Source organism: Mycolicibacterium tusciae, from assembly GCF_002086795.1.
Taxonomy (GTDB): Bacteria; Actinomycetota; Actinomycetes; order Mycobacteriales; family Mycobacteriaceae; genus Mycobacterium; species Mycobacterium tusciae.
In genome coordinates this window covers 17,250-34,523 of sequence record NZ_MVIM01000029.1, presented here as the reverse complement: position 1 = coordinate 34,523, position 17,274 = coordinate 17,250, and the positions used below count along the sequence as shown (strand labels likewise).

20 protein-coding genes are annotated in these 17,274 nt (G+C 65.1%); 12 read left to right on the top strand and 8 right to left on the bottom strand.

The features are described from left to right. Positions 1–120: 120 nt before the first annotated feature. From BST47_RS28970 to BST47_RS28955, 4 genes are read left to right on the top strand one after another with little or no spacing between them, the layout of a single operon-like run. Positions 121–1,236, top strand: coding sequence for a phosphotransferase (locus tag BST47_RS28970; protein ID WP_083129224.1), 1,116 nt, complete (start codon positions 121–123; stop codon positions 1,234–1,236). Positions 1,237–1,269: 33 nt separating this feature from the next. Continuing rightward, positions 1,270–1,818: a TetR/AcrR family transcriptional regulator gene (locus BST47_RS28965; protein ID WP_083129223.1), complete on the top strand. Its 549-nt coding sequence runs from the start codon at positions 1,270–1,272 to the stop codon at positions 1,816–1,818. A 56-nt stretch (positions 1,819–1,874) separates the two neighbouring features. Continuing rightward, a complete protein-coding gene (locus BST47_RS28960; RefSeq protein WP_083129222.1) occupies positions 1,875–3,359 on the top strand; it encodes an aldehyde dehydrogenase family protein in 1,485 nt (494 codons plus the stop codon). Next, positions 3,356–3,766: a nuclear transport factor 2 family protein gene (locus BST47_RS28955; protein ID WP_083129221.1), complete on the top strand. Its 411-nt coding sequence runs from the start codon at positions 3,356–3,358 to the stop codon at positions 3,764–3,766. The genes BST47_RS28960 and BST47_RS28955 overlap by 4 nt, the downstream gene beginning before the upstream one ends. Before the next feature lie 84 nt (positions 3,767–3,850). On the opposite strand, the gene BST47_RS28950 is transcribed toward BST47_RS28955, so the two are convergent. Both BST47_RS28950 and BST47_RS28945 read right to left on the bottom strand, forming a co-directional pair. Next, the gene (locus tag BST47_RS28950; protein WP_083129220.1) at positions 3,851–4,450 is read right to left on the bottom strand and encodes a TetR/AcrR family transcriptional regulator; all 600 of its coding nucleotides are present in this window, start codon (positions 4,448–4,450) and stop codon (positions 3,851–3,853) included. 38 nt (positions 4,451–4,488) lie between these two features. Further along, positions 4,489–4,899 (bottom strand): hypothetical protein, encoded by a 411-nt coding sequence (locus tag BST47_RS28945; RefSeq protein ID WP_083129219.1) that lies wholly within the window; start codon positions 4,897–4,899, stop codon positions 4,489–4,491. Positions 4,900–5,078: 179 nt separating this feature from the next. On the opposite strand from BST47_RS28945, the gene BST47_RS28940 reads away from it, so the two are divergent. From BST47_RS28940 to BST47_RS28915, 6 genes are read left to right on the top strand one after another with little or no spacing between them, the layout of a single operon-like run. Further along, on the top strand, positions 5,079–6,446 hold the full coding sequence (locus tag BST47_RS28940) for an aromatic ring-hydroxylating oxygenase subunit alpha (protein ID WP_083129218.1): 1,368 nt from the start codon (positions 5,079–5,081) through the stop codon (positions 6,444–6,446). Between the two features lie 29 nt (positions 6,447–6,475). Beyond that, positions 6,476–6,772, top strand: a complete 297-nt coding sequence (locus BST47_RS28935) for a hypothetical protein (RefSeq protein WP_083129217.1) — start codon at positions 6,476–6,478, stop codon at positions 6,770–6,772. Next, positions 6,769–7,230: a hypothetical protein gene (locus tag BST47_RS28930; RefSeq protein ID WP_083129216.1), complete on the top strand. Its 462-nt coding sequence runs from the start codon at positions 6,769–6,771 to the stop codon at positions 7,228–7,230. Before BST47_RS28935 ends, BST47_RS28930 begins: the two co-directional genes overlap by 4 nt. Next, complete coding sequence (locus tag BST47_RS28925; RefSeq protein ID WP_083129215.1) at positions 7,227–8,489, top strand: cytochrome P450; 1,263 nt, start codon at positions 7,227–7,229, stop codon at positions 8,487–8,489. Before BST47_RS28930 ends, BST47_RS28925 begins: the two co-directional genes overlap by 4 nt. 11 nt (positions 8,490–8,500) lie before the next feature. Beyond that, positions 8,501–9,256 carry an SDR family NAD(P)-dependent oxidoreductase gene (locus tag BST47_RS28920; protein ID WP_083129214.1) on the top strand — a complete coding sequence of 252 codons (756 nt, stop codon included), beginning with the start codon at positions 8,501–8,503 and terminating at the stop codon, positions 9,254–9,256. Then, positions 9,253–9,930 carry a carboxymuconolactone decarboxylase family protein gene (locus tag BST47_RS28915; RefSeq protein WP_083129213.1) on the top strand — a complete coding sequence of 226 codons (678 nt, stop codon included), beginning with the start codon at positions 9,253–9,255 and terminating at the stop codon, positions 9,928–9,930. The genes BST47_RS28920 and BST47_RS28915 overlap by 4 nt, the downstream gene beginning before the upstream one ends. A gap of 15 nt (positions 9,931–9,945) precedes the next feature. Here BST47_RS28915 and rlmN read toward each other — a convergent pair whose 3' ends face one another. The 5 genes from rlmN to BST47_RS28890 all read right to left on the bottom strand — a co-directional run bounded on the left by rlmN (position 9,946) and on the right by BST47_RS28890 (position 14,213). Next, entirely contained in the window at positions 9,946–11,070 is a 1,125-nt protein-coding gene (gene rlmN / locus BST47_RS28910) for a dual-specificity RNA methyltransferase RlmN (protein ID WP_083129229.1), read from the bottom strand. Between the two features lie 123 nt (positions 11,071–11,193). Further along, positions 11,194–12,072 (bottom strand): phosphatidate cytidylyltransferase, encoded by an 879-nt coding sequence (locus BST47_RS28905; RefSeq protein ID WP_234809918.1) that lies wholly within the window; start codon positions 12,070–12,072, stop codon positions 11,194–11,196. Continuing rightward, positions 12,072–12,629 carry a ribosome recycling factor gene (gene frr, locus BST47_RS28900; RefSeq protein ID WP_083129212.1) on the bottom strand — a complete coding sequence of 186 codons (558 nt, stop codon included), beginning with the start codon at positions 12,627–12,629 and terminating at the stop codon, positions 12,072–12,074. Before frr ends, BST47_RS28905 begins: the two co-directional genes overlap by 1 nt. Positions 12,630–12,672: 43 nt before the next feature. Beyond that, positions 12,673–13,449, bottom strand: coding sequence for a UMP kinase (pyrH, locus tag BST47_RS28895; protein WP_083129211.1), 777 nt, complete (start codon positions 13,447–13,449; stop codon positions 12,673–12,675). 86 nt (positions 13,450–13,535) lie between these two features. Continuing rightward, positions 13,536–14,213 carry a class I SAM-dependent methyltransferase gene (locus tag BST47_RS28890; protein WP_083129210.1) on the bottom strand — a complete coding sequence of 226 codons (678 nt, stop codon included), beginning with the start codon at positions 14,211–14,213 and terminating at the stop codon, positions 13,536–13,538. A 36-nt stretch (positions 14,214–14,249) separates the two neighbouring features. On the opposite strand from BST47_RS28890, the gene BST47_RS28885 reads away from it, so the two are divergent. Together BST47_RS28885 and BST47_RS28880 are read left to right on the top strand one after the other, a co-directional pair. Beyond that, positions 14,250–14,684, top strand: a complete 435-nt coding sequence (locus BST47_RS28885) for a MarR family winged helix-turn-helix transcriptional regulator (RefSeq protein ID WP_207568724.1) — start codon at positions 14,250–14,252, stop codon at positions 14,682–14,684. A 20-nt stretch (positions 14,685–14,704) separates the two neighbouring features. Further along, positions 14,705–15,835, top strand: coding sequence for a glycerate kinase (locus BST47_RS28880; RefSeq protein WP_083129209.1), 1,131 nt, complete (start codon positions 14,705–14,707; stop codon positions 15,833–15,835). On the opposite strand, the gene BST47_RS28875 is transcribed toward BST47_RS28880, so the two are convergent. Beyond that, positions 15,830–17,272 carry an amidase gene (locus tag BST47_RS28875; RefSeq protein ID WP_083129208.1) on the bottom strand — a complete coding sequence of 481 codons (1,443 nt, stop codon included), beginning with the start codon at positions 17,270–17,272 and terminating at the stop codon, positions 15,830–15,832. The genes BST47_RS28880 and BST47_RS28875 overlap by 6 nt on opposite strands. Positions 17,273–17,274 lie beyond the last annotated feature (2 nt).

Sequence of the window (17,274 nt, the reverse complement as noted above, 5' to 3'; positions counted from 1 at the left end):
CAACCGCACCTGGCAACCTGATTCACCCCCCGTCACCACGACGACGGCTGCTTGACTTCTTCATTGAGAGTCCTTTCCGGCGCAGCTTTACAAATCATGGCAAATTTGTAAACTAGCGAGGTGAAGTCAGTTGCGCCGGTCGTCGGCCTCGCGTCGCATCTCGGGCGCGGTGTACAACGTATCGTCACCGACGCCGCCATCGGCCGTGTTAGGTCGCTCCCCCGCACGGTAGACGATCTCGACGCGGCATACCTGTCATTTGTGATGGGGCGCAAGGTGACGTCGGCGTCCGTGATCGGGGGCGACGCGGGGACGTCGTCGCGGGTCCGCATCGCGCTCACCGGGGACGACGTCCCGGCTTCGGTGTTCGTCAAGATGGCCGCCGAAACGGCCGCGACCCGCCTCATGGGGGAGGTAGGCCGACTCGGCGAGACCGAGACCCGGTTCTATCGGGAGCTGTCACCGGAACTGAGCGGGCTGCCCAAGTCATACGGATCCGCGTTCGACGCCGTCACCGGACGTTACGTGCTTGTGCTGGAAGACCTCCCCGCGGACGAATGCGAGTTCCCGACGACGCTCGAGCCGATCAGCACCGATCGTGCAGTCAAAATCGTCGACCTGCTCGCCCAACTGCACGCGACGTTCTGGGGCCGGATCCCCGACTGGGTGTACTCGGCGTCGAACGACTGCTCGTCGCTGATGGTCGGCCCGCTGCTGAAGCGGTCCGCTCGCCGGATCGCCGAGCGCACCGACATCGACGTCGCTCGGGGCCGGTTCATCGACGAGAATTACCGCGCCGTCGCGACCCTCCTGGACGCCACGCCGAACACGGTCATGCACGGCGACGCCCACCCGGGCAACGTCTACTTCCGCAACGGCGAGGCCGGCCTGCTGGACTGGCAGGCCGTGCGCCGCGGGCACCCAGGCCGTGAACTGTCCTACACGCTGATCACGAGCATGACGAGCGCCGACCGGCAGGCCAGCCAGCACGACATCCTCGACGGGTACCGCCATGCACTCGCCGCCGCGGGGGGACCGGAACTCGACCGCGACGAACTGTGGCAGCGCTACCGGGAGGGTGCGCTGTACGCGTACACCGCCGCCCTCATCACTGCCGGGATGGGTGGCATGCAAGACGAGAACATCGCGTTGGAGGGTTTGCGGCGTGCGGTCACGGCGCTCGACGATCTCGACACGGTCGCGGTCCTCGAGAAGTCGCTACACGTGACGAACTAAACTCATGGAACCCAAACGATTGAGGCACCGAAGGTGAACGATCCACTGCGTGATGCATCCGTAGCAGCCGAGGACTCCTCGACTCGACACCGAATCCTCGTCGCGACCGCTGAAGTACTCGCCCGCAGTGGACAGACCAAGCTCAGCCTCTCCGAAGTCGCCCTCCAGGCCGGCGTCTCCCGGCCGACGTTGTATCGGTGGTTCGCCTCCAAGCAGGAATTGCTCGATGCGTTCGGCATCCACGAACGCGAGATGTTCGACAACGGGATCAGCAAGGCGACAGCGGGCCTGCGCGGCACCGAGAAACTCGATGCGGCGCTGCGATTCATCGTCGAGTACCAGCACTCCTACTCGGGTGTGCGCCTGGTCGACATCGAACCCGAAGTCGTGATCGGGCAGCTGGGTCGGATTCTTCCGATCATGCGGACGCGCCTCGAGAAGCTGCTGAGCGGCCCGAACGGAGCGGTCAAGGCGGCCACCGCAATTCGCGTCGCGATCTCGCATTACATCGTGCGCAGCGACGACGACCACCAGTTTTTGGCGCAGCTTCGGCACGCGGCGGGGATCAAGCAGCCCGCCTGATTCGTCGGCGTCAATCCGGGGGTGACACTTCCGCAGAAGTTTGTAATGCTGAGCGTATGACCAGCGTGCAGGACGAAACGGGAGTACTGGCCGGCGACGAGCGGATGCTCATCGACGGCGAACTACAACACACCAGCAGCGGCGCCACATTCGACGTCATCCATCCGGCCAGCGAAGAGGTGGCCGGCCAGGCAACCGACGGGACCGTCGCCGACATGGAACGCGCGGTCGGGGCGGCGCGGCGGGCATTCGATCAGACCGACTGGTCGCGTGATCTGGACTTCCGCTATCACTGCCTCACCCAGCTGCACGAGGCGTTCGAACGAAACAAGGAACATCTGCGGCGGGTTCTGATCACCGAGGTCGGCTGTCCGGTGAAGGTGACCGGGTCTCAGATCGAGAGTCCGATCGAGGAGGTCAAGCACTGGGCCGAGCACGGCAGGAACTTCGAGTACCTGGCCGACAACGGCGTGCACGAAACCCCGATGGGTCCTGCGCGACGCAAGATCCATTACGAACCCGTCGGGGTGGTCGGGGCGATCACCCCGTGGAACGTTCCGTTCTACCTCAACGTCGCCGAAACCATCCCCGCACTGATGGCAGGCAACACGGTCGTCCTCAAACCCGCGCAGCTGACGCCGTGGTCAGGTAGCGAGTACGGCCGCATCGTGGCCGAGGAAACCGACATCCCCGCGGGCGTGTTCAACGTCGTCGTCTCGAACGCCAACGAGGTGGGCGCGGCGCTGTCCGCCGATCCGAGGGTGGACATGATCACGTTCACCGGCTCCACCGCGACGGGGCGGGCCATTCTGGCCGCGGGTGCGCCGACGGTCAAGAAGACGCTGCTCGAACTCGGCGGCAAGTCCGCCCATATCGTGCTCGACGACGCCGACTTCAACATGGCGCTGCCGATGGCGGCGTTGATGGCGTGCGTGATGTCCGGGCAGAGCTGCATTCTGCCCAGTCGGATCCTGTTGCCGCGCAGTCGTTATGACGAAGGCATCGAGATCATGAAGAACATGATGGAGAATTTTCCGGTCGGCGATCCGTGGGATCCGAACAACATGCAGGGCCCGCAGATCAGCGAGGGGCAGCGCCAGAAGGTACTCGGGTTGATCCAGTCCGGTATCGACTCGGGCGCCCGGCTGGTCACCGGCGGCGGCATCCCAGAGCATCTGCCGACCGGCTACTACGTCCAGCCGACGCTGCTGGCCGACGTCGACCCGGATTCGCAAGTGGCACAGGAGGAGATCTTCGGGCCGGTGTTGTCGGTCATTCCCTATGAGGGTGACGCGGAGGCCATCGCGATCGCCAACAACTCGATCTACGGACTCTCCGGTGAAGTCAGCGGCGGCGATCTGGACCGCGCACTCGAGGTGGCCAAGCGGATGCGGACCGGCAACGTCACCATCAACGGCAAGAGCCACTTCGGCATCAACAGTCCGTTCGGCGGGACCAAACAAAGCGGTCTTGGCTACCGCAACGGCGAGGAGGGGTACAAGGAGTATCTGGAGGCCAAGACGATCGGCATGCCCGAATGAGCGACGAGGTCGAAATCGCCCGACTGTTATACCGGTACGCCCACGCCGTCGACACCAAGGACTGGGAGTTGTATCGGTCCGTCTTCACCGACGACGCGCACATCGACTACTCCTCGGCGGGCGCGATCGTGGGCAGCCGCGACGACGTGGTGGACTGGTTCGCGGCGAACTTCGGCGTGATCCGGTGGAGCATGCACTACATCACGAACATCGAAAGCGACATCGACGGTGATACCGCGACAGTGCGGGCGATGTTCTACAACCCCATGCAGCTACCCGGCATGGCGGAGATGAGCTCGTGCGGCGGCTACTACCACCACGAGCTGGTGCGGACACCCGACGGCTGGCGCAGTCGTCAGCTCCGCGAGGAGAACGTGTGGTTTGTCAACTCCCCGACCGGCGCTTAGGTCCCAGGTCTCTGCATTGACACTGCGTACAGGGCGCGATTTTGTGCGAGATCGCGCCCTACGCGCAGTGTCGATGAGCAGACGCTAACCTGCGGCGACGATGCTCGAGACGATCAGGTGTAGATAGGGGCGAAACAGGTCCGCTCCATCGAGATGGCTGCCAAGGGTGACGCCGTCGTTGACCGCAAGGATCAGCTGGGCCAACGTGTCCGCGGGAATCGTCAGCGTTGCGCCCAACCGAGCGACGTTCTTACTGATGAATTCGGCCAGCGATCGAACGGTCTCGCACCGCTGTGCATCGAGTCGTTCACGCGCATCCGGATTTCGCAAAAGATACAGCGTGAGTTCGTAATTCAGGGCCGCCCGGTTCGGGTCGCTGCCCACTTCGCGCCACCGCTCGGCCAGTTCGTCGACGCTGAGTTCGTCGAGTCGCGCGAAAGACTGGATGATGTCGTTGAAGCCGTCGAGGAACCGCTGCCGCTGCCGGTCGACGACCGCGAGGAACAACTCTTCCTTGGCGCCGAAGTGCGAGTAGATGGCCCCGCGGGTGTAGCCGGCGACATCGGCGATGTCTTCCAGCGCGGCGCCGGTCAGCCCCTTGCGCGCGAACACCTCCTCAGCGGCGTCGAGCAGCAGGTTGCGGGTGTGCTCGAGACGACGCTCCCTCGTCCACCGCTCCGGCATTCGCCGATCCTCCCACAGCACTGCCCGAGTACCGGCGTTCACGGCGCTACAGCGGTTGCTGAGGTCTGCGCAAAGTCTGGCGCCACCAAGAGGTTTGATGCACCTAGCGAAAACATCTCGAGATCCACGATGCGTGGCGGGATATTTGCGGCGAGCAACGCCCGAGCCTTGAAAGCGCGCGCGGCGGCACTGACGTGATGACGCACCCAGTTGTGCCGGCCGCGAGCGAGGTCGCGCCGGGAGGCGCCATCGACCACCAGCGCATCTACCGGCTCGATCTCTGACGCACGCTCGGCCACACCCAGGATTGCCAGGGCCTGGACGTGCTCGAGCTGCGGAGCCCACACCGTGACTGTCCACCCGGCCATCGCACAGTCGCAGAGCCAGCCGCCGGCGACGCTGATCAGATCCGCGACGTTGACGGCGCGAATGTCGAGCACACACCCCATTGCCGTTCCTCCCATTTCGACCCGGGGCCTCCGACCCGTGGGCAGCGATGTGATCCAGAGCACTTTTATACATTGTTGTATATCTAATACGTCAATGTATATGGTGACTGCCATCACAGCAATCGCGTGCGGATGAACTCACAGCCCAGATGAGCATTCGGTGACCAGGAGGTTTGGTAATGACACAGACAATCCGCCCCGGCGAATGGCTGAAGCCCGATTCCGGAAAAGGACTCGGTCTTCAGGACGTGAAGCCGGAGACGTTCAACATGAACATCTCGACCGAGCGCTACACCTGCCCCGAATACGCGGCCCTGGAACGCGAACGCATCTGGTCGCGCGTATGGCAAGTCGCCGGGCGCGTCGACGACATCCCCAAAGTCGGTGACTGGAAGCGATATCAGATCCTCGACCAGTCATACGTCATCGTCCGCGGCAAGGACGAGAAGCTGCGAGGTTTCGTCAACGCATGCCGGCACCGGGGAAACATGCTGTGCATGACCAACACCGGGAATGCCAAGCGTGGGTTCCTGTGTCAGTACCACCTGTGGTCCTACGACCTGGAGGGCAGGCTACGCGGTGTGCTGCGGGAGAATCTCTCCGGTCAGGTCGACAAGAGTGACAACTCGCTGCTGGAGGTTTCGGTCGACACCTTCGGCGGGTTCATCTTCCTCAACCCGCAACCCGATGCCCAGCCGCTGCGGGAATACCTCGGCGACGAGGTGGTCGAACTGCTCGAGCCCTACCACCTCGACCAGATGACCACCGTGATGGACGTCCGCGAGGCTCTGGACTGCAACTGGAAAGTCGTGATGGACGCCTTCGAAGAGGGCTACCACATCAATGGAATCCACCCGCAGTTGCTCGCCGTCCTCAACATCGACCCGGCGACCACCCGCTATCAGTTCTTCGAGGACCACAGCGTTGCCGTCGCACCTTTCGAGGTGCAGGGCGCCGGTGCGCAGAAGCAGGTCGACGGCATCATGGCACTGCCCGAGACGTTCCCCGGCACGGCCGCGGTGATCCCGCGCTTCCAGGAACTCGTCGCGCCGTATCAGGGTGCGGACGGTGAGGTGGAATTTCCCGACGGCGTGACGGCACGGGGCCTGCTGCAGCAGGCGACCCGCGACACCTTGACGGGAATGGGGCTCGATGTCAGCGAACTGACCGACGATCAGATGAGCGACAACCAGGGCTGGGTGCTGTTCCCGAACTTCTTCATGACGGTCCGGGCCGGCGAATGCCACATCATCATGGCGGTCCCGCATCCCGACGGCGACCCGAGCCGCTGCATCTGGCACGTCAGCAGCTACATGTTCCTGCCCGCTGAGCACCGAGATGCCTTCCGCGCAGATCTCATCGAGGTCGACGAACCCGGCAGCTACAAGTATTTCGAGGCGCTGCACCAGGACTACGTCCAGATGCCTCGCCAGCAGAAGGGATTGCGAAACAAACGGCTCGATCACATGTCGTTGGTAAAGGAGGAAGTTGTCATCGGCCACTTCCATTCCGTCATCGACCGCTACATGGCGGCCTCCCAGTCCTAACCATCTTCGCCAAATTACGAAAGGAAGCAATGACTCTCGAGGAACGCGTCGCTCGGCATACTCAGATGGCCGAGGCCTACCGCGACACCTACCTGCGGCAGGGGGTGAAGGACGGTGAGGCATTCGCGGGCACATGGAGGTTCGCGGTTGACGGGGTGTATGCCTCGCCGTACTTCACCGGCGACGACGTGTTCAAGCTCAGCGAGTTTCCCTCTGAAAAGGCGTTTCTCGACGTCGCGATCGGCGTGCATGGCCCCTACCGGGGCACCGGCGAGTACCTTGAGGCGCTGGAACGCCGCCTGGCGAAATCTGAGGTGACGGCATGACGACGCTGGATGAAGTGCTCGCGGCGGCTACCGGTCGATCCCGGACCGTGTTGGAGTACAGCCAGACCACCAAGCGTCTCGTCGATGCCGCCAAGGATCCCGACTTCACGTCGGCGGACTGGGCCCCGCTGGCGGAGTTGATCGACGTCGACAACTTCGTCCGGGTAGGGCCGTTCAAAGAGGTGATGGACTGGACGTCCTACGTGGAGTTCCTGACCAACTGGGCGAAGTCATCGGAATGGGACTGCGAGTTTCAGCGCCTGACCGAGACTCCGGACGTGGTGTTCCTCGAACTCGAGGAGCGCAGTCGTATGGGTGACTTCAGCAGCGTGGTCAACAGTGTGTCGGTGTATGAGTTCAACGCCGACAACAAGGTTCGGCGTATTGCCGTCTACCTACAGATGGAACCGCCGGGCGGATCGGTGCCGAGTTTCGATGGCGCGGAAGGCTCGCAGTGATCGAGCACGACACGCGAGACTTCTTCACCGACAACGAGTTGCTGCACGACCCTTACGACTATCTGGCTTGGATGCGCGACGAATGCCCGTTGCGACGCGAGAAGCACCACGACGTGGTGATGGTCACCGGCTATGACGAGGGGGTGGCGATCTACAACGATACCCAGAGGTTCTCATCCTGCGTCTCGGTCACGGGGCCCTTTCCGGGATTCCCGGTTCCGTTGGGAGGCGACGACATCTCCGAGCTCATCGCTCGGCACCGAGACGAGGTGCCCTTCAGCGATCAGCTGCCGACGTTCGATCCACCGGTGCACACCGCGCATCGGGCGCTGCTGTCGCGGATGCTCACCCCCAAGCGGCTCAAGGAGAATGAAGACTTCATGTGGGAGCTGGCCGACCGTCAGCTCGACGAGGCCCTCACCGACGGCAGCTGCGAGTTCATCGCAGATTTCGCCTCCCCGTTCGCGATGCTTGTCATCGCCGATCTGCTTGGGGTTCCCGAGTCCGATCAGGACGAATTTCGCGACGCGCTGCTGACCGAAGCGGGCACCATCGGAAGCAGCGAGGGCGAGCAGATGCATCATTCTCCGCTGGAGTATCTGTACGGCAGGTTCAGCGAGTACATCGAGGACCGCCGCCGTGCACCCCGCGCAGACGTGCTCAACGGCATCGCTTCTGCGACGTTCCCCGACGGCAGCACGCCGGAGGTGATCGATGCGGTACGCGTGGCGGCCAACCTCTTCGCCGCCGGCCAGGAAACGACCGTGCGCCTACTCAGCGCCGCGGTGATGATGATCGCCGAAGATCGCGAATTACAAACACAACTGCGCGCCAACTGGGATCTCATTCCCAACTTCATCGAGGAGGCGCTGCGTTACGAGAGCCCGGTGCGCGGCGACTTCAGGCTGTCGAAGTGCCCGGTCACCGTCGGGGGGGTCGACCTGCCGGCGGGAACCACCGTGATGCTCGTCAACGCGGCGCTCAACCGCGACCCGCGCCGGTTCCCTGATCCCGACGTCTTTGACATGGCCCGCCCCAATGCGCGCAGCCATGTCGCGTTCGGTCGTGGCCCGCACGCCTGCCCGGGTGCACCGCTGGCGCGCGCCGAGGGGCGCATCACCTTGGAGCGACTCTTCGACCGCACCACCGACATCAGGATCGACGAAGGTAAACACGGCCCCGCCGACAAGCGCCGATATTGCTATCTGCCGACCTTCATCCTGCGCGGTCTGACCCGTCTACATATCGAATACTCATAGGAATCCTCAAGATGCCATTCGAAGACGCCACCGCTGTCGTGACCGGCGGCGCCGCCGGCCTGGGGCAGGCCATCACCGAGGCACTCGCGGCCCGAGGTGTCAAGGTCGCCATCTTCGACATCGACGCCGCCCAAATCGGTACTCACGTCGACCGATTGCGCAATGAGGGCGCGAAAGTCGCGGGCTACGAAGTGGATGTATCCAACCGCAGTGCGGTCGAGGCCGCCGTCGCGCAGGTGCGCGCGGATCTGGGCCCCATCCTGATTTTGGTCAACAACGCCGGTATCGAGCAGTTCGGCAAGTTCGACGAGATCACCGACGAGCAGTGGGACCGCGTGATGGCGGTCAACCTGCGCGGCCCGTTCATCTGCACGCAGGTGGTGCTGCCCGACATGCTCGATGCGCACTGGGGCCGCATCGTCAACATCTCATCGTCGAGCGCGCAGGGCGGCCAGTCGCGCATGGCCGCCTATGTCAGTTCCAAGGCGGGCGTGATCGGGTTCACCAAGAGCCTCGCATTGGAACTGGGGCCGAAAGGCGTAACGGTCAACACGATTCCGCCCGGCATGGTGGTCACGCCGATGCTGGAGAAGGCGATCGAGGAAGGGCGCTTCACCGCGTCGCTGGAGCACTTCGCCAAGGCCACGCCGGTGCGGCGGGCGGGGCGACCGGAGGACATCGCAAACGCCACGATCTTCCTGTGCCAGGACGAATCGGACTACATCACCGGTCAAATCCTTCCCGTCAACGGAGGGCGTCGGACATGACCCGCACTGACGGCACCGAGCCGCTGCTGGCTCCGCTGGCCGCCGAGGAATGGGGCGACGACGAGTACGCCGCGTTCGGCGCGCTGCTGGGTCTACCGGGAGACAAAGTTCCCCGCGCCGGTTCGGGGCATGCCGCCGATCCGCTCAACTTCGACATCATCGGACTGCTTGTCCGACATCCGCACATGGCCCGTCGCTTCCTGACGTTCAACGGCTGGCTGCTGCAGCGCGGCGAATTGCCCCTGCGGCTCAGGGAACTGGCGATCCTGCGGGTGGCGCAGATCCGTCGGTCCGCATTCTTCTGGGCCGAGCACACCAAGGTCGCTACCGACGGTGGGGTGCCGGCCGACGACATCGCGCGTCTCGCCGAGGGCAACGAAGGTTTCACCGGTGCCGACCGGTTGGTGCTCGAGGCAACCGACGAACTGCTGACCCGCGGCTACGCCGACCCGCCGATGTGGCATCGCCTCACTGAGGAAATGGGCACGCACCAGGCAATGGAACTCATTTTCGTCGTCGGCACGTACGCGATGTTGGCGATGGCCTTTCAGACGTGGGACTTGATGCCGCCGCCTCAAAGCCCAGCGTTGCCCGTAACCACCGATGTAACTGACGTCAACCATGAAACTGCGTACAGGGCGCGGTTTCGGTGCGAAGCGCGCCCTACGCGCTGAGTCGATGAACAGACGCTAACCTTCGGCGGCCAATTGACCGCATGCGGCGGCGATTTCGCGGCCGCGGGTGTCGCGCACGGTGCAGGACACTCCGCGCTCCCGCACGCGCTTGACGAACTCGCGTTCGGCGGGTTTGGGACTGGCGTCCCACTCGCTACCGGGTGTCGGATTCAGCGGAATGAGGTTGACGTGCGCCAACGGTCCCAGCGCACCGTGCAGCAGCTTGCCCAAAAGATCCGCCCGCCATGGCTGGTCGTTGACGTCGCGGATGAGCGCGTACTCGATCGACACGCGCCGCCCCGTTGTGTTCGCGTAATACCGAGCCGCATCAAGCACTTCGGAGACCTTCCAGCGATTGTTCACCGGAACCAGCGTGTCGCGCAGCTCGTCGTCGGGCGCGTGCAGTGACAGCGCCAGCGTCACGCCGAGGTGCTCGTCGGCCAGCTTGCGGATCGCCGGCGCGAGCCCGACCGTCGACACCGTGACCGAGCGAGCCGAGATGCCGAATCCATTGGGCGGCGGCGCGGTGATGCGACGCACGGCGGCAAGGACGCGGTTGTAATTGGCCAGCGGCTCGCCCATCCCCATGAACACGATGTTGGACAGCCGGCCGCCGCGCGCAGCAGGCGCAATCCCCTCGCCGTCGCGGTCACGCAGTTCGACCGCCGCCGCCCGCACCTGCTCCAGGATCTCCGCGGTCGACAGGTTGCGCTGCAGCCCGCCCTGGCCCGTCGCGCAGAATGGGCACGCCATGCCGCACCCGGCCTGCGACGAGATGCAGACCGTGTTGCGCTGCGGATAGCGCATCAGCACCGACTCGAAGGTCGAGCCGTCGACCGCACGCCACAGCATCTTGCGGGTCTCACCCTTGTCGCATTCGATCTCGCGCACGGCGTCGAGCAGCTTCGGGAACAGCGCGTCCGCAATCTGTTCACGAAGTGCCGCGGGCAGATCGGTCATCTGGCGCGGGTCGGCGGTGAGCCGTCCGTAGTAGTGATTGGCCAGCTGTTTACCCCGGAATGCGGGCAGACCCAGGTCGGCGACGGCGGCGGCGCGGGCGTCGTCGTCGAGGTCGGCGAGGTGACGCGGCGGCATCGCGCGTCGCGGAGGGTCGAAAACGAGAGGTAGGGAAATGGCCATGAGCTCCTGCCAGTATCTCATTGCTGAGGCGGCGCCCTTCGCGTCGCCGAGTGTGGGCTCGACGCACACCCGTCCGCCGGCGGACGTGCGGGTAACCCACGTTCGGCGGCGTTTACCAGGGCTTCACGCCAGCAGCGTGAGGACGACCCATCCGGCGACAGCCGAGGGCAGCATCGCGTCGATCCTGTCCATGATTCCCCCGTGGCCGGGCAATAGCTTGCCCATGTCCTTGATGCCGAGATCGCGCTTGACCTGCGACTCGACCAGGTCGCCGAGCACGCCCGTGATGACCAGCAGCAGACCCAGCGGAATCCCGACCCACCAGGCTTTGTCGAGCAGGAAGACCACCGCAAGGACGGATGCGGTGATACCGAACACCAACGAACCGCCCAGACCCTCCCAGGATTTCTTCGGGCTGATCGCGGGCGCCATCAGATGCTTGCCGAACAGCACGCCCGCCACATAGCCGCCGATGTCGGCGAACACGACGGTCAGGATCACCACGAACGTCCTGATTCCGCCGTCTTCCTGGAAGATCAGCAGCGCACTGAAGCTGGCGAACAGCGGCACCCACGTCGCCAGCAGGATCGTCGCCGAGATGTCGCGCAGGTAGTTCTCGGGCTGCTGATTGAGCCCACGCCCGACCAGGCGCCACACCATGCACACGACGATCGTTCCGGCGTACGCACCCAGCAGCCCGGCGGGCCCGAACGGCCACGTCAGCCAGATCATCGCCAGGCCACCGACGAGCAGCGGGATCGCGGGCAGCGAATAGCCGGCCTCCCCGAGCCGGCGGATGACCTCGTGCATGCCGATCGGGACCGCCACCGACAGCATCACCAGCCATCCGATGGGCGCGAACAGCAGCACGCCGATCGCAAGTCCGCCGAGCAGGACTCCGACCCCGATGGCGGCAGGCAGGTCACCGCCGGCCCGGGACTTCTTCTTGGGTGGCCCTTCGACCGGCGTTTCTGCCACGGGAGTCATGTGCTGGTCGGTCACTAGACCTCCAGCAACTCGCCTTCTTTGTGCTTGACCAGTTCGTCGATCTGGTTCGTGTAGGTGTGGGTGACCTTGTCGAGGTCCTTCTCGGCCCGGCTCACCTCGTCCTCCCCCGCCTCGCCGTCCTTCTTGATGCGGTGCAGCTCCTCCATGGCCTTTCGACGGATGTTGCGCACCGAAACCCGGGCGTCCTCCCCCTTGGCCTTGGCCTGCTTGACGAGGTCACGACGACGCTCCTCGGTGAGCTGCGGAATGGACACCCGAATGACATTGCCGTCGTTGGTCGGGTTCACACCCAGATCCGAGTTGCGAATCGCGTCCTCGATGTTGCGCAGCTGGTTGGACTCGTACGGCTTGATCACGACGAGACGCGGCTCGGGGACGTTGATGCTCGACAGCTGCGTGATCGGCGTCTGTGAGCCGTAGTAGTCCATGTTGACGCGGGAGAACATGCCGGGGTTGGCGCGCCCGGTCCGGATCGACGACAGGTCGTCGCGCGCCACCGCCACCGCCTTCTCCATCTTCTCTTCGGCGTCGAAGAGGGTTTCCTCGATCACGTTGCTCTCCTCATGACGCGCTCCTGCGGTGCGCGTCCATTATTTAGGTGGTGACCAGTGTTCCGATCTTCTCACCTGCGACGGCACGCGCGATATTGCCGTCGGTGAGCAGGTTGAACACCAGGATCGGCATGCCATTGTCCATGCACAGGCTGAACGCGGTCGCGTCGGCGACCGCCAGACCGCGGTCGATGACTTCGCGGTGGCTGATCGCGGTCAGCAACTCGGCGTCCGGATGCAATCTCGGGTCGGCGGTGAAGACCCCGTCGACGGCCTTGGCCATCAGCACCACCTCGGCGCCGATCTCCAACGCTCGCTGCGCGGCGGTCGTGTCCGTCGAGAAGTACGGCAGCCCCATACCGGCCCCGAAGATGACGACGCGGCCCTTCTCCAGATGCCTGCGGGCGCGCAGCGGAATGTACGGCTCGGCGACCTGACCCATGGTGATCGCGGTCTGAACGCGGGTCTGGATGCCCTGCTTCTCCAGGAAGTCTTGCAGCGCAAGGCTGTTCATCACGGTGCCGAGCATGCCCATGTAATCGCTACGGGTTCGCTCCATGCCGCGCTGCTGTAGCTGCGCACCTCTGAAGAAGTTGCCGCCACCGATGACGACGGCGACCTGCACACCGCTGCGAACGACTTCGGCTATCTGTTGTGCCACTTGCTGGACGACGTCGGGGTCCAGGCCGACTTGGCCGCCACCGAACATTTCGCCGCCAAGCTTGAGCAGCACGCGGGAGTACCCCGGCCGCAGCGGAGTATCGGACGAAACAGGGTCGGCACCGTTGGGGCTGGTTGGCTGGCTGGCTGGCTCTGCCATCCGACTCCTTCGGGGTCCTTGCTGAGATTCCCCTAATCCTGCCTCATGGCGGCTCCCAGACCCAGAAGCGGGGTCGCGCGTCGCGGTCAGCCCGGCAAATGCGCAGTGAGGAGGAAGGCAGGCACCGAGTGGCGGCCGTTCGGCTCTTTCCGCACGTCGGTCACGGGAAAGAACGCCTCGAAGCCCTCGGGGAAGACGCCGTGGATCCGCGCCGGCTTGACCTCGTCAATGGTCCAGTACTTCGACACGACCTCGCGCAGTTCGTCCTCGGTGACGGGGTTGGCCGGCCCGTCGGGCATGCCGGCCCTGTCGAACACCAGCACGAAGTACGACGCGCCGGGCGCTGCGGCCCGCACGATCGACTGCTGATATCCCTCGCGCAGTTCGACCGGCATCGAGTGGAAGAGCGTCGAGTCGACGATCGTGTCGAAGCGACCGTCGTATCCGCCGAAATCGCTGATGTCGGCGACCTCGAAGCTGGCGTTGGTCAGCCCGCGCTCGGCGGCCTCCGCCTTGGCCATTTCGATGGCGGTCGGCGACTGATCCAGCCCGACGGTGGTGAACCCGCGTTCGGCCAGATATAGCGAAATGGCGGCCTCACCGCAGCCGGCATCGAGTACCTCGCCGCGGATTTTGCCCTGCTCGATCAATGTCGCGAGCTCGGGCTGCGGCTCACCGATGCTCCACGGCGGCTTCGCTCCGGCCATCTCGGGCGCCTCGCCCCGGTATGCGGATTCGAACATCTCATTCGTGGGTTGAGTCATGAAACCGGTATATCAACCTGGTTGATATGTGTCAAGATGCTTGATATGGAGGAGATGCTCGAGGATCAGCCGCTGGGATATCTGCTGTCCCGGGTGGCCAACGCGCTGCGCGCGGAAGTCACCGCGGCGGTGCTGGATCCGATGGGACTGGCCTTCCCGCAGTACATCTGCTTGCGGATCCTCTCGAAGTACCCGGACCGGACCAATGCCGATCTCGCCCGCTACACGAACGTCACCCCGCAGGCGATGAACATGGTGTTGCGCCGCCTCGAGGAGCGCGGACTGGTCACCCGGCCGGCGAGCGTGACATCGGGACGGTCGCTGCCCGCCCGGTTGACGCGCGACGGCGAGGAACTGCTCAAGCGCACCGACGCCGGAGTTCGTGCCGCGGAGCGCAAGCTGATGTCGGGTCTGAGCGCCGAGCAGCGTCGGGAGTTCAAGCGGGTCCTCGTGGCGCTCGGTTCCGACTAGGTTCTGCGAGACTGAGTCCGATGAAGATCGTTCTCGCACCGGACTCGTTCAAGGAGTCGATGACCGCGACCGAAGCGGTCGCGGCGATGAGTGCCGGCGTACAGCAGGTGCTACCCGATGCCGAATGCATCGGGGTTCCCATGGCCGACGGCGGCGAGGGCACCGTCGACGCTGTCGTCGATGCGCTGCACGGCCAGCACATAGCGGCGCAGGTGTCCGGTCCGCTCGGCGCGACGATCACGGCACGCTACGGCTACATCCCGCTGCGTCAGCTGGCGGTCATCGAGATGGCGGCCGCCTCGGGCCTGGAGCTCGTCCCGCCCGATGAGCGAGATGTGCTGCGCGCCAGCACCTTCGGCGTCGGACAGCTCATCTCCTCCGCACTGGACCGCGGGGCCGAGGAGATCCTGATCGGACTTGGCGGATCGGCCACCAACGACGGCGGCGCCGGCATGCTCACCGCGCTCGGCGCCTCGTTCGTCGACGCCGACGGTGCCACGCTCGAACCCGGCGGCGCCGCGCTGCGTCACCTCGATCGCATCGACGTGTCCGGTCTGGACCCGCGGCTGCGCGACGTCCGCATCAACGTCGCGACCGACGTCACCGCTCCGCTCCTGGGCCCCACTGGCGCGTCAGCCGTGTTCGGACCTCAGAAGGGGGCGACGCCGGCCGATGTCCAGACCCTGGAATCGGCTTTGACGCAACTGGCGAGTGTCACGTCCGCGACGCTCGGAAAGGCGAGCCCCCAGCTGCCGGGCAACGGCGCAGCGGGTGGCCTGGGTTTCGCACTCGTCGAGTTCCTCGGTGCGGACAGCAAGCCGGGCGTCGACGAGGTCGCCGCTACCGTCGGTCTCGAGCAGGCTGTGCGTGGCGCCGATTGGGTCTTCACAGGCGAGGGCAGCGTGGATGCCCAAACCGTCATGGGGAAAACGCCTTTCGGCGTCGCACAGGCCGCGACACGGAACGGTGCGAGGGTGGTGATCTTCGCCGGACGGGTGGCGCCGGATGCCTACGTGCTGCTGGAGCACGGAGTGGAGCGGCTCGTCGCGATCACCGCGGAGGGCACGCCCATCGAGCAGGCGCTGCGCGAAGGCGCCGAATCACTCACGCGCGCAACGGCAGAGGTTTGCCGTCAGATCACTGGCTCATGAATGGATTTTCGCCCACGGGTGGGCCTCTTCGAGCTCGTATGCCAACTCCAGCAGCCGGGCTTCGCGGCCACGCGGGCTCGACAGCATCATGCCGACCGGCAGACCCGTGGCAGATTCCGCGAGCGGCAACGAGATTGCGGGATCGCCGGTCGCATTCTGCAGCGGGGTGAACGCCGCCCAATCAACGAGACGGTTCATCACGGTGTCGAAATCCTGCATCGGGTCCAGGTGACCGATCGGCGGCGTGACCTCGGCCAGCGTCGGCATGAGCACGGCGTCGTACCGCTCCCCCAGCCTCGCGGTAATGCGGTGTGACGCGGACAGCCGTCGAATGGCCGTCGGCACCTTGTGCAGGTTGCGGGCGGCCTTGCGGTCGAGTCCGAGCGTGATGTTGTCCAGACGCGATCGGTCGAAGCTGGGCCCGAACATCCGGCGTCCGCCGCGGATGAGGGCCATCGCCAAAAACGCCCAGTAGACCAGGAAGTCGTCCTTGAAGCGGGCGGGGACGGGGTTATCGATCTCGGTGACGCGATGGCCCAGTTCCTCCAGCATCGCCGCTGTCTTCAGTGTCAGCTCGCGGATCTCGGGACTGGCGTCGCGCGAAATGGACTGCGTGCACACGGCGATGCGCAGGCGCTGCTTACTGGGTTGCGTCACGTCGCCGATGGGCGCCAGCTTCGGATTGCGGTAGACGCGCTCGACTTCGCGCAGGAACGCGGCGGTGTCGCGCACCGAACGTGACACCACGCCGTTGGCGACCAGATGCAGCGGCATCTGCGCGGTCTCCTTATCGAGCGGGATGCGGCCACGCGTCGGCTTCAACCCGACCAAACCGTTGCAGGAAGCCGGAATTCGGATCGAACCGCCGCCGTCGTTGGCGTGCGCAATCGGGACGACGCCGGCAGCGACGAACGCGGCGGAGCCGGACGACGACGCGCCCGCGGTGTGCTCGGAATTCCACGGATTGCGCACCGGGCCGATGCGCGGATGCTCGGCCGCGCCGCTGAAGCCGAACTCCGACATCTGCGTCTTGCCCAATGGCACCAGCCCCGTGGCGAGAAATACCCGCGCGAACGCGCCGTCAGCCGGCATCGGCTGCGGATCCCACGCATCGGTGCCCTGCATCGTGGGCCAGCCCCCGACGGCGACGTTGTCTTTGATGAACGACGGCACACCGTCGAAGTAGCCACCGAACGGACGTGACGCCGCCGCCCGGGCCCGGGCACGGTCGTACGCCTCGAAAGCGAGGCCGTTGAGCGCGGGGTTGACGGCTTCGGTCCGGGCGATCGCCGCGTCGACGAGTTCAGCCGCCGACACCGTGCCAGCCCGCTGGGCCTCGACAAGGCCGACGGCGTCGAGGTCGCCGAGGGCGTCGTCGCCGAAGGCATGGCATCGGCCGTCGGTTCGTCGGCCGAGGGCGTCATCACCACTTGTCATAC

What these genes read in the sequence shown, in the direction of transcription:
- BST47_RS28950 (WP_083129220.1), bottom strand. Translation starts at nt 4,450, where the DNA reads ATGCCGGAGCGGTGGACGAGGGAGCGTCGTCTCGAGCACACCCGCAAC.
- pyrH (WP_083129211.1), bottom strand. Translation starts at nt 13,449, where the DNA reads ATGGCAGAGCCAGCCAGCCAGCCAACCAGCCCCAACGGTGCCGACCCT.
- BST47_RS28920 (WP_083129214.1), top strand. Translation starts at nt 8,501, where the DNA reads ATGCCATTCGAAGACGCCACCGCTGTCGTGACCGGCGGCGCCGCCGGC.
- BST47_RS28935 (WP_083129217.1), top strand. Translation starts at nt 6,476, where the DNA reads ATGACTCTCGAGGAACGCGTCGCTCGGCATACTCAGATGGCCGAGGCC.
- BST47_RS28875 (WP_083129208.1), bottom strand. Translation starts at nt 17,272, where the DNA reads ATGACAAGTGGTGATGACGCCCTCGGCCGACGAACCGACGGCCGATGC.
- BST47_RS28915 (WP_083129213.1), top strand. Translation starts at nt 9,253, where the DNA reads ATGACCCGCACTGACGGCACCGAGCCGCTGCTGGCTCCGCTGGCCGCC.
- BST47_RS28885 (WP_207568724.1), top strand. Translation starts at nt 14,250, where the DNA reads ATGCTTGATATGGAGGAGATGCTCGAGGATCAGCCGCTGGGATATCTG.
- BST47_RS28940 (WP_083129218.1), top strand. Translation starts at nt 5,079, where the DNA reads ATGACACAGACAATCCGCCCCGGCGAATGGCTGAAGCCCGATTCCGGA.
- BST47_RS28960 (WP_083129222.1), top strand. Translation starts at nt 1,875, where the DNA reads ATGACCAGCGTGCAGGACGAAACGGGAGTACTGGCCGGCGACGAGCGG.
- BST47_RS28945 (WP_083129219.1), bottom strand. Translation starts at nt 4,899, where the DNA reads ATGGGGTGTGTGCTCGACATTCGCGCCGTCAACGTCGCGGATCTGATC.
- BST47_RS28880 (WP_083129209.1), top strand. Translation starts at nt 14,705, where the DNA reads ATGAAGATCGTTCTCGCACCGGACTCGTTCAAGGAGTCGATGACCGCG.
- rlmN (WP_083129229.1), bottom strand. Translation starts at nt 11,070, where the DNA reads ATGGCCATTTCCCTACCTCTCGTTTTCGACCCTCCGCGACGCGCGATG.
- BST47_RS28890 (WP_083129210.1), bottom strand. Translation starts at nt 14,213, where the DNA reads ATGACTCAACCCACGAATGAGATGTTCGAATCCGCATACCGGGGCGAG.
- BST47_RS28955 (WP_083129221.1), top strand. Translation starts at nt 3,356, where the DNA reads ATGAGCGACGAGGTCGAAATCGCCCGACTGTTATACCGGTACGCCCAC.
- BST47_RS28930 (WP_083129216.1), top strand. Translation starts at nt 6,769, where the DNA reads ATGACGACGCTGGATGAAGTGCTCGCGGCGGCTACCGGTCGATCCCGG.